Here is a 14,501-nt window from a genome sequence, read left to right as displayed (position 1 = left end):
ATAATCGTACCCCCTATATGCTTGGTTTAATAGTGATCCTTTGTGAGGCTCGCCACAACTTGTGGTTATTAGTTACAAACCACACTATCGGGATTGATGATGACCACCGATCGCAAAAATCCCCCTATCCGCACTGGGATAGGGGGATGAACCATAGTAAGGACTCTGTGGTTGTGAGGCTGGGTTTAAGAGCCTGTTTTTAGCCCGAACATGTTATCAATTCGGAACTAGTTTTCTCCACCGGCGAGCTTCTCACGCAACTTCGCAAGCTGCTCATCAGAAGCCAAGGAACCGGAGTCATCTGCAGCGCTCTGCTCAGCTGGCGCGGAGTCACCCTCAGACTCGGACGAGTAACCGGAGGCTGCGGCTTCCTTCGCCTCTGCGGCACCGGCACGGTGACGCTCGATCTGGGCGGTGTGCATCTCGTGACGGCGCTCCGACTCCGCGTACCGAGCTTCCCACTCGGCCCGCTGCTCTTCGAATCCTTCGAGCCATTCGTTGGTCTCGGGATCGAAGCCTTCGGGGAAGATGTAGTTCCCCTGCTCGTCGTAAGAGTCGGCCATTCCGTACTTCGACGGATCGAACTCTTCGGTGTAGTCCTCGTCGGCCTGCTTGAGGGAGAGGGAAATACGGCGACGCTCAAGGTCGATGTCGATGACCTTGACCATGACTTCTTCGCCGACGTTGACGACCTGATCCGGAACTTCCACGTGGCGTTCTGCCAGCTCGGAGATGTGGACCAGACCCTCGATACCCTCTTCAACGCGGACGAACGCACCGAACGGAACCAGCTTGGTGACCTTACCGGGAACAATCTGACCGATAGCGTGGGTCCGGGCGAAGACTCGCCACGGATCTTCCTGGGTGGCCTTGAGCGACAGGGAGACGCGTTCGCGATCCATGTCGACATCGAGGACCTCGACGGTGACCTCGTCGCCAACAGCGACGACCTCGGACGGGTGGTCGATGTGCTTCCAGGACAGCTCGGAGACGTGAACCAGACCGTCTACGCCGCCAAGATCGACGAATGCGCCGAAGTTGACGATGGAGGAGACAACGCCCTTGCGGACCTGACCCTTCTGGAGCTGATGCAGGAACTCGGAACGAACCTCGGACTGGGTCTGCTCAAGCCATGCACGACGAGAGAGCACAACGTTGTTGCGGTGCTTGTCGAGCTCAATGATCTTCGCTTCCAGCTCTTGGCCGATGTAAGGCTGAAGATCCCGCACACGACGCATTTCGACCAAGGACGCGGGAAGGAATCCACGAAGACCGATGTCGAGAATCAAGCCGCCCTTAACGACCTCAATAACGGTGCCGGTGACGGGCTCATCCTTCTCTTTAAGTTCTTCGATGGTGCCCCAAGCGCGCTCATATTGTGCACGCTTCTTCGACAGGATCAAACGACCTTCTTTGTCCTCTTTGGTGAGAACAAGAGCGTCGATCTCATCGCCGACCTCAACAACTTCGTTGGGGTCGATTTCGTGCTTGATGGACAGCTCACGTGAAGGGATGACACCTTCCGTCTTGTATCCAATATCAAGAAGAACCTCATCGTGATCAATTTTGACCACAGTACCCTCGACGATGTCACCATCGTTGAAGTACTTGATGGTGGAGTCGATGGCAGCGAGGAAATCCTCAGTGGAGCCAATGTCATTGACGGCTACCTGAGGGGTTGTAGAAGTGGGCATATGTTAAGTGCTCCGAAACGGATTGTAATCGAAAAACGGACAGGAACGAGCGAGTCACGCATGTAAAGAGCCATTCCGTTTCGCGAAGGCTCTTCACATGTTTAACCCCTTGTCTTCTCCTACCGACAGTGTGTTCCCGGGGCTATACCTGGGTCGTCAGTTGAGCTATCGCGACCATATACAACCGAGTCAACGTCGATAAGAAAAGAGAAACAAGAGGCGGACACACGCGCATACTAGAATTTATCTCATTTTCCCTGCACTGGCAAACTTTCCGCTGGTGGAATACTACTAATGGCCCGCTTCATTCCAATCAGAGCCAACTGCCATTCCAACCTCGAGCGGGACAGCAAGTTCGATAGCCTCATCCATTTCTCTCTGGATAATGCCTCTCACCTGCTCAAGCTCCCCTTTTGCGACCTCGACGTCAAGCTCATCATGAACCTGAAGTAGCACTCGCGATGCCAATTCCTCCTGCTTCAACGCAGCATCAACCCGAATCATCGCGACCTTGATGATGTCTGCTGCTGTGCCCTGAATCGGAGCATTCAGGGCTGCACGTTCGGCATTCTCCCTAGCCTGCCGATTCATGCTGGTGAGGTCTGGGAGATAGCGCCTTCTCCCCAACATTGTCGAGGTATAGCCATCCTTCCGCGCACGATCAACAACGTCATTTAGATATCGCCTCACGCCCCCAAACCGTTCAAAATACTTAACCATAATTTTCTTAGCCTCTCTCACAGAAATATCCAGTTGTTGAGAGAGGCCATATTCCGACAGTCCATATACAAGGCCGTAGCTCAACGCTTTTACTCGACGTCGTAGCTCAGGGGTTACCTCGTTGACCGGCACGTCAAAAACCTGCGAACCGACGAAATTGTGCAGATCTTCACCACTGCGGTAAGCCTCAATAAGGCCTGAATCCTGCGAGAGATGTGCCATAACACGCATTTCGATCTGCGAATAGTCTGCGGTTAATAAAGCTTCATATCCCTCACCTGGAACAAATGCCGCACGTATTTGACGCCCTTCCTCCGTACGGACCGGAATATTCTGAAGATTAGGGTCAGTTGAAGACAAGCGCCCCGTTGCAGTCGCAGTTTGGTTGAACGTCGTGTGAACACGCTCATCCGACGCGATCGCTTTAATTAGCCCATCAAGAGTGCTGACCCTTTTTTGATATTCCCGATGTGCCAGAAGATGGTCGAGGAACGGGTGCGGGTGCTTCTCAGCTAGTTGCTCGATGGCTTTAGCTGCAGTCGAATAACCCGTCTTTGTTTTCTTCGTCTTAGGCAGTTCCAATTTATCGAAGAGGACCTCTTGTAATTGTTTCGGACTTCCTAGATTCAACGTAGGCATATCGACAAGAGCACGGGCTTCCTCAACCTCTTTGGCTAATTTTTCGGCTGTTGAATCCCTCAACGCTGTCATGCGTTCTCTGTTGACCTTAATTCCGGCGTGCTCCATGCCAAACAAAATGGGGACGAGTGGGATCTCAAGGTTTTCGTAAATTGAGTACAAGCCCGCATCATCGAGCTTCCTTGCCAGTTCTGCGGCAAGCTCTAGAGGGGCTTCCGCATTATCAGCCAACTTCGCCCACTCAGGCCACGGAATCCCGGTAACTGATCGGTCGTCCTCACCGTCCGATGACAGATCCCCTACTTCTAACGACATTTGCCGCCCAGAATGGTGTTCTTCCTCCCATGACATGACGTCGCTGTCATAGAGGTCTCGTCCGAGATGGCGTCGCACAGCACTCTCCAGGTCGAAGCTCGCGAGGTCAGGACGGATTAAGTACGAGGCGAGCCTCGTGTCATGTTCAATGTTTGTAGCGGTAAATCCTTCGCTACTTAACATGTGAAGAAAACCCTTGCCATCGTGTATCACGATCGGGCGGCCGGGATCCCGAAGCCATTCCTTCAACGCCTTCCGGTCATCATCCGTCGTCCGACTCATGTTGATGATCGCCGTTTGTTTACCCTGCGTGATAGCCAGGGCCTTCATACTTGGCGAAGATGGGAGCATGCTTCCCAACGCTGCGACCCCGGCGGGTTTGTGATCAGCGGCTTCCTCTAACCAGTGGCGGATCGCCCCTTTCTGCAAACCTACACGTTCATACGACACGCGCTCATGACGGTTGTCATTCTCCACTGAGCCACCTTGTGTGGGAATGACCGAAAATACTCTCTCTCGGAGGTTGGTTCCGAACTGAATATCGTCGAAGAAGTCGTTCACGTCATTTCTCGCCGGCGGGCGAATTTCGCAGTCCTCAGGGCTGCAATCGATGGGGAGATCACGGACCATTTCGGTAAGCTCGCGGGCTTGGATCACCGTGTCAATATCCCGCCGAAGTGCATCTCCGACTTTTCCGCCAATGTCGTCGATATTGTCAATTAAGTTATTAAGGGAACCGTATTTACTTATCCATTTTTGAGCTGTCTTAGGCCCTACCCCTGGTACTCCTGGCATATTGTCAGAGGTGTCGCCCCGTAAAGCTGCGAGGTCCGGATACTGTGTCGGCGTAACCCCATACTTTTCTTCAACAGCCTCGGGAGTAAACCGAGCGAGATTACTAACACCACGGAGCGTGTACAGCACGGTGACATCATCGGTAACGAGTTGCAGTGAATCCCGGTCGCCGGTGCAGATATAGGTGTCAAATCCCTGCTTATGCCCCTGTGTAGCGAGGGTCGCAATGACGTCATCCGCTTCGTATCGTTTGTAATCGACGGTAGTGATACCAAACGTTTTTAATGCCTGACGAATGAGCTCAATTTGGCCTTTAAATTCTGGAGGTGTTTCCGGACGTTGGGCTTTATAGTCAGCAAATTTTTCAGATCGAAAAGTGGGACCAGCCAGGTCAAAAGCTGCAGCAACATGGCTAGGCTTTTCTTGTTCGAGAAGGGTCGTCAGCATGGATATGAAACCATATACAGCATTAGTGTGCTGGCCTGACGAATCGGTAAACTTGTCAGCCGGTAACGCATAAAAAGCGCGGAAAGCCAGAGAGTGGCCGTCGAGAAGAAGCAACTTCTTCTTATCCTCAACCTCGTTGGCAGACACCATGGACTAGGACTCCTTTACTCTTACTTTTCTCTGACTGGTCGATGGTTATTCTTCTTAAAATACGACGTAAAACAAGACGGGTTTTCATGCGACGACATGCGGGTAGATCTTTATCGCTCAGTCCCCTGGGCGATAGGCCGATCGGTTGCCGAGTACTGCGACCACGATCCGGGGTATAAGCGAGTCTGAATCCCCGCATGGGCCAACGCTACGATCTCATGAGTGGCGGTAACCCCGGAGCCGCAGTACACAACGAGCGATTCCGCTAACGATTGCCCCTCTCGCGTCTCAACACCAGCATCATTAAGACGTGACACTACCTGGTCCGGGTCAAGGAAATATCCTTTATCATCAATAAGATCACCATGGAAAAGGTTAAGAGCGCCTGGAATATGTCCTGCGCGACTATCCATCGGTTCATTATCTCCTCGGTAACGTTCTGGCGCGCGAGCATCAATAACGACCCCCTCGCCCGCGAACGTCGCCGCCTCGTCGATAGAGACAATCCATTCGGTATTGAAAGGCTCTGCGGTAAAGGCTCCTGCTTCCTCAGCCTCAGTCACATCATCACCGTAATCAAGGAAGTGGTCATGTAGTTGTCCGATCCCTTGCTCGGCCTCGTCGGACTTATGGGTCTGTTCACAATACTCGATCCACGCGTTGAGGCCTCCATCCAAGACGGCGGCTCGATGTCCGCTGGCCCGCAGAAGCCAGACTAATCTCGACGCGGATGCCCCGCCTGCATCGTCGTAGGCAACCACGGTGGTGTCGTCGGCAATTCCACTGACTTCCATAGCTGCAGCAAAACTCTCCTCCAAAGGCAACGGATGCCTTCCTTCTTCTTTCGAAGCCGGTCCGGCGAGCATGCTATCTAAATCGATGAAAACCGAGTGCGGAATATGCCCCTCTTTGTACGCGTCATATCCTGAGCGTCCATCGAGATACCACCTCACATCAGCAACAACCACGGGGCATAAAGCCAAAGGTTGTGATCGATATAGATCTTTATTTTCCCCCTCTTCGCGAAGGTACTGCTCGAGAAGGCGGCGCTCTGATACGGAGAGGTCATCTGGATGAGCCAAAGCACGCTCGACCCACTCTGATTTCTGTCGGAAGGCCTCTCGTCGAGCATTCCGCTGGTTCTTATGAGCCGCGGAGTCGTGCAGAAGCTTGTGCAATTCCTGAATAGAAATAACCCAGGGCAACTCGTTGTTCATAATCCCATCGTATGAAATGGAACCAAACCGTGCTCCACCGATCTATGACAACGCTTACGATGAGGCAGTTACTATGTGAAAATTGTTCAGCGGCAACTCGGCCATGCTTCGGCAGCTATGACGTTGGATACCTACAGCGCTCTGTTTGATAGTGATCTCAATGAAGTCTCTGCTGCGATGGATTCACTTACTAATGACGTGGGTAGGCTTCGCGCTGTGTAGTCTGTGGCTCTATTTTGGCTCTAAACGGTTATGAACGATTATAAAAGCCCAGGTCAGAACTGTGTAGCCTATATCACATTGGTTGAGCTATTTTGTACAAAACCGCTGGTCAAACGGGTAAAAACTAGTGCCCCGGGTGAGACTCGAACTCACACTGGACGGGTTTTGAATCCGTTGCCTCTGCCAATTGGGCTACCGGGGCGGAGTCCGGCGGATGCGATTACTATCATCTCCGACGAACACGAGGAACGATTATACGGGCCCCTACTTCAACACAGAAATCGGCAGGTCAGAGTGGAAATTTTAATCAACTCTATTCCGCTAATACCCTGCCATCATTTCAGCGTCTCAGAGCCTAAGGGATCGTATCTGCTCCTGTTTTTAGATCTGAGCAGAAATGGCATCGGCCATACGTTGCTGGCCGGCAGCAGTAGGATGAATCGGTATGGTGTTGTCTGGAAAACCTAAAAGCGAGTTACTCGGTTGATTGCCGACACCGCCGTCACACCAGCCTTTTTCTTCATTTGGTGGCGCAACATACTTGACACCAGTTTGGTTAGCGGCATCTTTCATGAGGTTATTAACTTCATCAACGGTCTCAGCAAAGTAAGTCCGCTCGTCGGAGCTAAGGAAGCCATCATTAAGACACCATGTATCAGGTTTAAAGGCATTCATATACCCGGTCACAACGATCTCTGCATTGGGAGCACGATGCTTAATATCATTAATAATGTCTATTTCGCGTTGAAGTAGCGTGCGCCCATCGATACCCGGCGCATAAATAGACTTCTCGACGGCGTCTTGAGAGGTAACACGACAACTCTCACCAACCCCCGAGACCGCCCTTATGAAGCATGGTGGAAAAGCGAAGGCGGTGCCGGCATCATTCCCTCCCAATGTCAACGTAACCAACTTGGTGTCTTCTGTGACTCGCTCACGCTGCCCGGTCAAAGCCGTGAATGGAAGTGCATGGTTTTGCGGAAAGTCGTAGTTATACGTGAAAGCCCAGGCACATGTAGCGTCATCTAATTGAAGTCCACGTTGTTGGGCCAATTTGTGAGCATAATTATCAGTAGACGCGACACATGCCGGATTTTTAAATTGGGGGGAAGTCAGTGAGCCCACAGAAGCGTATGAGTCTCCCAATGCCACATACTTATCCCCTTGTTCAAGAGCACTTGCAGATGGCGTCGACCCTACGACCCCCATCACCGCTGTACATGCGGCTATAGCAAGCGAGCCAACGACTTTTTTCGTAGACTTCATTTTTCCTTCTTTCGAGAGCACCAAGGGATGATTACTTCTACAACCATAACATAACCAAAGCGCAGCTACAGTAGAACTGCAGTCACCTCCTGTAGATGACATGCGGACGTCAACGACTCTAAAACCTATATTGCTAGCGTATTTGCAATTGGAGCTCCCCTATTCGATCATGACAATCGATCTCTTGACCAGCTTTCCCACCGAGGGGAGAGACTCCATAGTTTTTAACCAATCGAATGGTCCGGCCGACGCGCGAAATCAATGTACTTATGTCGAGCCCACGAGTCATCGGCGGCTAACCGCGCAATAACCAAACCCGCCGCAATAGCAAAAACTTGCAACGATGCGGTCACTGTGTGAGTGAGGGCCTCATTAATATTTCCGTCATTAAGATAATAAATTCCCCGGAACATCTCTGTTCCAGGAATCATAATAATGACTGCAGGTATCGTCACTGTGATACGCGGAATATACGAACGATCACGAATTAGATTAGCGATTAAACCGACACATAGTCCCCCAATTAATCCGGCAACCTGCGTCGGAATTCCTATGAATAAACAGGTAAATTTAACGACGTTCGCCATCGCACCCACCACTGCCGCAATAGCAATCATTCGTCGTGATGAATTAAAGAGCATGGCGAATCCGGCAACACCAAAAATGCTCGCTATTCCGGCGACGATAAGCCATGACCACTCGGTCGTCCCACTTTGAGCCGGCACTGACGGCTCAAGACCCGTGCATGCGGAGACAATCCACGCCGCCATGGTTGCTGAGACAATGATCTCGAAAGCGTAAACAAAACGCTCCCACCCCGCGGCGATATCTAATCTGGCCAGGTCAACCAACGCAGTAAACAGCGGAAAACCGGGAATCAAGAACAACATCGCCGCCACATAGCCCTGGCCCAGCGTCTGCTCTGACCGACCCCAGGGAGTCACAAAGAAGAGCTGACTTAACCCGAAATACACCAGACAGGCAACTATTCCCGAAACTGCCGTCGTCCCTAATTGATTGAAACGCTTACGAGCAAAAGACATCCTCACGGTTTGGCCGCACAAAGCGCTAAAAGCAACTGCTACAGCCGAATCAAAACTAAACCGATTTAAAATCGCGAACGCCGAACACGCCACCGCCGCAGCACAGGCAAGTGCAACTCGACTCCACCTGGTCCGTCGATTGTTCTCGATTTTATCGAGCTTTTCGTGAACCCACTCTGCCGTTATTTCAGAGGGAAGGTGGTGAGTCAGATCTTCGACAGCTTCAATAAGAGAAGAATCGACGCCGTACTTCTCTAAAGTACTGATTTCCGTTCGGAAGTTATTCCCTCTGCGCCCGGTAAAACGGATACTTGACATCGTGATCGACGCGTCGAACCGATCGAAGCCCAAGGACCGGGCCGTGCGTTTCATCGCCCGAATAACTCGATATACGTCGGTCCCGGCAGAGAGCAAGATCTCACCCACGCGTAACACAGCATCCGCATCGATTCCCATGCGGGGGTCACGCTCGTGGGGCATAAGCTCCTGACCTTCAGTATCCACTATTCATCGCCCTCTGTGTCCAATGCCGTTGTCTTATCTTCTTCTTACTTCCGATGAAACAAGAAATGACCAACACGGTCCAACAATGTTTTAGCAACCGTGCTCATTTAACACCGACGCACGCGTGAGTTAAACACCGGCGCACGCGCGAGTGCAAAGACGGCTCCATCGTCTCGTCGGGAATCAAGGTCGCGATCACGTCACCCACCCGCTAAAGTTTTCGCTCGTGAGTACTCCTGTCGCCCTGCCTCTCGCACCTCTAACAACACTTGCCGATGGAACCATCAAGCAGGTCAACCCATTTACAGGAACCGAAGTGTGGACTGTACCGGGGCGCGGGAATCGACCAATCGCGCACCCCATTCCAGAAGAGCACCCTGTCACTCCGCACGATCGCGACCATGAGTGCGCATTTTGTTCCGCGCGATACAGAGAGACTCCTCCGGAGAAAGCGCGAGTCGTCGTCGACAACAACAAGTGGACAACCCGCTACCGGTTAAAAGAGAGTCAACTGGATGACTCAGTCGCCGAGTTCCGACGTGTCCCCAACCTCTTCGAGATTCTCGGATACGAATACTGGCGGGCGAACCACGGATTCGCGATGGATCCGGAAACCTCAACCCACATGAACGATTACCTCAGCGAACCTGCCGGAAGGCAGCACGTGCTGAACATTATCGCGACACGTCTGCGTTCTGCAGGAACACCGGAATCGGAGATCAAAGACACACCGGAAACCGAACTTCTCAAGCGTGCGCCCGCCTACTTTGCTGGTGGACACGACGTCATCGTGGCCCGTCGACACTTCACTGACGACGCCACCTCGAGCGGACAACTCGCCTCCAGCGGCACGCTAACGCCGGAAGAGCACTACCAATTCATCAACTTCACCGCTGACGCAATGCGTGACCTCTATTCACGCAACCGCTACGCACGGTATGTGGCCGTATTCCAAAACTGGCTGAAGCCTGCAGGAGCAAGCTTTGATCACTTGCACAAGCAGCTCGTCGCTATCGATGAGCGAGGCGCGCAGGCCGAACTCGAGATCGCGCGACTACGGTCCAACCCCAATATGTACAACGAATGGGCCGTTGATTATGCCGGCTATCACAATCTAGTCATTGCCGAAAACACTCATGCCATCGCTTTCGCTGGGTTTGGGCACCGCTACCCAACTATCGAGATTTACTCTCGATCAGCAACGTGTGAACCGTGGAAGCTCAGCGAAGAAGAAATGCGGGACATGAGCGACCTCATTCACGCGTGCCACGCAGCAACCGGCTCGGACGTTCCATGTAATGAGGAATGGCACCACAAACCAATTGACCTCGATATCCCTATGCCATGGCGAGTAATGATCAAATGGCGAGCATCAAACCTCGCCGGTTTCGAGGGTTCGACCAAGGTATATCTGAATACCATTTCGCCGGAAAATATCCGGCAGCGCATGTCAAAAAGGCTCAGCCAATTGCGCGAGGAAGGTCGACTGGCTGAGTCAGTTCGTATCGCTGGCGAACTGACGTACCGCCGTAATTCACTGAAATACAATCCTGCTCTTCGATAAAGATTTACATACTCGCAACATAAAGCCAACGATTCATTCGTCACATGATGGCAGAGTGAGGGGCGACCATCATGCCGAGACAGGGTTGTGCACACCACCCCCGGAGCTTTGTTGCGCGCGTAAGGAGCCATACCAATGAATCTCTCTCCTCGTGAGACAGATAAATTATTAGTATTTCTTGCAGCTCAAGTGGCTCAACGTCGACGAGAACGGGGTGTCAAACTCAACCACCCCGAAGCGATTGCTTTAATTTCCGACGCCGTCATAGAAGCAGCACGCGATGGCAAGAGCGTGGCTGAAGCAATGCACATCGGGACGACGGTCCTCACTGCCGACGAGGTACTCGACGACGTCCCAGACATGGTCTCGCTAGTCCAGGTAGAAGCGACTTTTCCTGACGGAACGAAACTCGTCTCCGTCCACGATCCCATCCGACACTAGACGCGCCGGGAAGTATCGATGATCATTCTTTTTTGTGGCGCCGAAGCCCATAATGACGAGCTCATTCGCGAAGCAACTGCCCGTCTCCGTCGATTCCGTCTAGTCGATGTCGCTGACCAGCACGCAGCTGCAACAGGGGCAGCGGCGCATGGTTCTTCAGCCGCCCATCGTTCTATGCCAAGCGACGGCAATCTCGAGCCGATCGTTCTCGCTCATTCAACAAGTGAATTAACGCAAGCCCTCACAGTCGCGCATCACGAGGATCCTTCAGAGGACGACGCCCGTCATTCGGCAACCTCAACCGCCAATCAGCCTCCCACTGTCATCATTCCCATGACCGCGGGACGAGACCTCCACAGCATCACAGCACTAGCGCAAGCGACCCAATGGTGGAAACGCAGCCGGCCTTCAGCGCGGGTGATTATTTCCGATCCAATCGGGAATTCAACCACACGCGTATCGGCTTTACGTGCAAACATGCGCTCCCATCCAGCACATTCGTACGTCGTCGTATCAGTGGCTTTAGATCCCTTTTTCGACGCTGATTTGTTCCGTGATACCCGGTTGGCATGGCAGTACAGCAATTCTGAGACCTCTGTGGCATTTGACGGAGCAGCCCCGAGCCTTCCTGAGGCTATTCACCGTGCTGAGATTCTTCTCGATGACCATGCGGCCGACCAGGCGGCCGAGCCCGACGGGGAGCGAATCGTCGTTCTTCGAGCAGACCTTCTGCCGCCGAATAAGGACGGTAATTGCGCCGATGGAGGAAGCTATCACGAGGTCCCACTATGGTCGCCGTCAGCACTCGCAGTGCTGATTGAGACAAATGTTGTTCGTGCTCGCGATGCTGCTGCCGACGTATTCAAATCCTCGGCGGGAAACGATGCAGCTCATAGCACTGGCGGCAATCAATCCTCTGACGATCCATCATCAGCCCTGAGTAGCCAATCCTTCCCTGTCGTGGGTTTGGAAGAGGCACTGTGGGCTGATCATGATTCGGGCTTCGCGCATAGTCATGCCCATGAGGAGGATGACGCCGAGGGTGGGCATAGCCATTCACATAGTCATCCGCACAGTCACACTCATTCACACCACCACCCTCACCCCCACACGCACTCGCACACGCATTCTCGTGAGCATGCCCACCACCATCATATCGAGCATTCCCATTCCCACGGCCACTCACACGACTACTACGACGAACACGAAGAGGGCTCGTCTCATGGCCGTTAGGCCAATAAATCGCCACGCAATCACGAGGACTTCATGAGCACTGCAAACAGATATATCTACGACGACGGAACCATCACGATTAACCCGGGTAAAAGGACACTTACACTACGCGTCACCAATACCGGTGACCGGGCCGTCCAAGTGGGAAGCCATTTCCATTTCTTCGAGGCGAATCGCGAATTACTCTTCGATCGTCATCGGGCATGGGGTATGCGCCTCAATATCCCAGCGGGATTAGCTGTCCGATTCGAGCCCGGCGATTCGAAAGAAGTTCAATTAGTTGATTTTGGTGGGCGCAGAATCCTGCATGGCTTTAGTGCTTTGGCGGAAGGTGCCCTCGACGATCCTGCCATTCGTGAGCGGGGTCTCCAACGAGCACAGGAGCGCGGTTTTAAAACAGAATCTGTACCTGACGACGAGTTGCCCGCCGACCAAGGCCCGTACTCTATTTCCAAAGCGGAATATGGTTCCATTTATGGCCCGACGACGGGCGACCGCATTCAGCTTGCCGACACCAACCTCGTTATCGAATTAACTGATGATGCTAATTCGCGAGCGTATGGGGACGAATCGGTGTATGGCGGTGGCAAAGCTATTCGTGATGGGATGGCACAGGACCCTCAAGCTTCTGATGCAGAATCCGTCGACACTGTTATTACGAGCGCGCTCATCGTTGATGCGATGACGGGGATTATTAAGGCCGATATCGGGATTAAAGATGGGCGAATTGTCGGAATTGGCAAGGCGGGTAACCCGCATACTCAGGATGGTGTTGATCCGCAGCTGATCATTGGGCCCAATACTGAAGTTATCGCAGGCGAACATCGAATTGTGACTGCCGGCGGGATTGATTCGCATATCCATTTTATTTCTCCTCAGCAAGCCGAAGAGGGATTATCAAATGGAATTACGACGTTTTTCGGCGGTGGAACGGGTCCTGCCGAAGGAACAAAAGGGACGACCTGCACACCGGGGGAAAGTTCCATTGGCATGATGCTGCGAGCCGCCGACGATATGCCGGTCAATATCGGAATTCTGGGCAAAGGATCAGGATCACTTCCCGAGGCTTTAGAGTCGCAAATTGCAGCTGGGGCCGCAGGATTAAAAATTCATGAAGACTGGGGAGCAACACCAGCCGTGATTGACAATGCCCTCAAGGTCTGTGACGACCATGACGTTCAGCTCGCCATCCATACTGACACGCTGAACGAAAGCGGTTTCTTCGAGGACACGCGCAATGCCATCGGAGACCGAACTATTCACACCTTCCACTCCGAAGGTGCTGGTGGGGGCCACGCACCCGATATCCTCCGCGTGACAGGAATGCCCTCGGTGCTCCCCGCCTCAACGAACCCCACTCTCCCCTACACCGTCAATAGCGCTGAAGAACTCCTCGACATGGTGATGGTTTGTCACCATCTGTCTCATGACATTCCGGAAGATGTATCTTTCGCGGAATCTCGCGTCAGACCCGAAACTATCGCTGCTGAAACGGTTCTCCACGATAGAGGCGTCATCTCTATTTTCAGTTCGGATTCGCAGGCAATGGGTCGTGTTGGGGAAACCTGGGCCCGTGCTTTTCAAACTGCACACCATTGCAAAGCTGAGCTCGGTCCCCTTCCAGAGGATCGTCAAGCAGCCCCTGAGAACTCAGCGTCCGTTGAGTCAACAGACTCCGAGACCGACACAAAGTCTACGTCAGGCAATGACAACCATCGCGTCCTTCGCTACGTCGCTAAGGTGACATGCAACCCCGCGATCGCCGCCGGAGTCAATGACTACATCGGGTCGTTGGAAGTCGGAAAAGTCGCCGATATTGTCCTGTGGCCGGTGTCGTCGGTTGCTGCAAAGCCCCAGCTCGTGATTCGCAGTGGTCATATTTGCTGGTCCTTAATGGGCGATCCCAATGCTTCTCTTCCCACCCCAGAGCCGGTGGTATATCGACCCATGTTCGGCAATCGCGGTCACGCACTGCCCCACAGCCGGATCACGTTCATGTCTTCCGAGGCTATTAACGACGGCGTGCCCGCCAAGCTGGGTCTCACCAGCACCGTTTTGCCCGTTCACGGTTGTCGACACATCGGAAAGAAAGACATGGTGAGAAACTGTGAGCTACCGAAGATCACGGTCGACCCCGATACTTACGAGGTTCGGGCGGACGGGGAACCGCTCACTATAGCGCCCGCTGACAAACTTCCCTTAGCTCAACTGCACTACTTGTTCTAACACGACACATCGGTGACGGCTTTGA

At 52.9% G+C, this 14,501-nt stretch carries 9 protein-coding genes, 1 tRNA gene and 1 pseudogene; 5 read left to right on the top strand and 6 right to left on the bottom strand.

The genetic code is table 11. From position 1 onward, the window contains the following. Window positions 1-227: 227 nt before the first annotated feature. From rpsA to JMN36_RS07110, 3 genes are all read right to left on the bottom strand, one after another. Window positions 228-1,694 carry a 30S ribosomal protein S1 gene (rpsA, locus tag JMN36_RS07120; RefSeq protein ID WP_046202961.1) on the bottom strand — a complete coding sequence of 489 codons (1,467 nt, stop codon included), beginning with the start codon at window positions 1,692-1,694 and terminating at the stop codon, window positions 228-230. Between the two features lie 291 nt (window positions 1,695-1,985). After that, window positions 1,986-4,760: a DNA polymerase I gene (gene polA, locus JMN36_RS07115; RefSeq protein WP_204088377.1), complete on the bottom strand. Its 2,775-nt coding sequence runs from the start codon at window positions 4,758-4,760 to the stop codon at window positions 1,986-1,988. Between the two features lie 110 nt (window positions 4,761-4,870). Beyond that, window positions 4,871-5,977 carry a sulfurtransferase gene (locus tag JMN36_RS07110; protein WP_221924088.1) on the bottom strand — a complete coding sequence of 369 codons (1,107 nt, stop codon included), beginning with the start codon at window positions 5,975-5,977 and terminating at the stop codon, window positions 4,871-4,873. 75 nt (window positions 5,978-6,052) lie between these two features. Between JMN36_RS07110 and JMN36_RS07105 the strand changes: the two are divergent. Continuing rightward, a pseudogene (locus JMN36_RS07105) lies at window positions 6,053-6,199 on the top strand (site-specific integrase); the annotation flags it as partial. A 128-nt stretch (window positions 6,200-6,327) separates the two neighbouring features. Here the strand turns inward: JMN36_RS07105 and JMN36_RS07100 are convergent. The 3 genes from JMN36_RS07100 to JMN36_RS07090 all read right to left on the bottom strand — a co-directional run bounded on the left by JMN36_RS07100 (window position 6,328) and on the right by JMN36_RS07090 (window position 9,012). Further along, a tRNA-Leu gene (locus tag JMN36_RS07100) sits at window positions 6,328-6,401 on the bottom strand. A 179-nt stretch (window positions 6,402-6,580) separates the two neighbouring features. Further along, window positions 6,581-7,486, bottom strand: coding sequence for an SGNH/GDSL hydrolase family protein (locus JMN36_RS07095; RefSeq protein WP_221924087.1), 906 nt, complete (start codon window positions 7,484-7,486; stop codon window positions 6,581-6,583). Between the two features lie 203 nt (window positions 7,487-7,689). Then, window positions 7,690-9,012, bottom strand: a complete 1,323-nt coding sequence (locus tag JMN36_RS07090) for a threonine/serine exporter family protein (RefSeq protein WP_221924086.1) — start codon at window positions 9,010-9,012, stop codon at window positions 7,690-7,692. A gap of 226 nt (window positions 9,013-9,238) precedes the next feature. Between JMN36_RS07090 and JMN36_RS07085 the strand changes: the two genes are divergently transcribed. The 4 genes from JMN36_RS07085 to ureC all read left to right on the top strand — a co-directional run bounded on the left by JMN36_RS07085 (window position 9,239) and on the right by ureC (window position 14,476). Further along, window positions 9,239-10,576, top strand: a complete 1,338-nt coding sequence (locus JMN36_RS07085; protein WP_204088373.1) for a DUF4921 family protein — start codon at window positions 9,239-9,241, stop codon at window positions 10,574-10,576. Between the two features lie 135 nt (window positions 10,577-10,711). Then, window positions 10,712-11,017: an urease subunit gamma gene (locus tag JMN36_RS07080; protein ID WP_204088372.1), complete on the top strand. Its 306-nt coding sequence runs from the start codon at window positions 10,712-10,714 to the stop codon at window positions 11,015-11,017. Between the two features lie 18 nt (window positions 11,018-11,035). Continuing rightward, window positions 11,036-12,250: a hypothetical protein gene (locus tag JMN36_RS07075; RefSeq protein WP_204088371.1), complete on the top strand. Its 1,215-nt coding sequence runs from the start codon at window positions 11,036-11,038 to the stop codon at window positions 12,248-12,250. Window positions 12,251-12,283: 33 nt separating this feature from the next. After that, window positions 12,284-14,476 (top strand): urease subunit alpha, encoded by a 2,193-nt coding sequence (ureC, locus tag JMN36_RS07070; protein ID WP_221924085.1) that lies wholly within the window; start codon window positions 12,284-12,286, stop codon window positions 14,474-14,476. The last annotated feature ends 25 nt before the right edge of the window (window positions 14,477-14,501 follow it).

Source organism: Corynebacterium pseudokroppenstedtii, from assembly GCF_019754945.1.
In the GTDB taxonomy this organism is placed as follows: domain Bacteria; phylum Actinomycetota; class Actinomycetes; order Mycobacteriales; family Mycobacteriaceae; genus Corynebacterium; species Corynebacterium pseudokroppenstedtii.
This window is presented reverse-complemented; position numbering and strand designations above follow the sequence as displayed.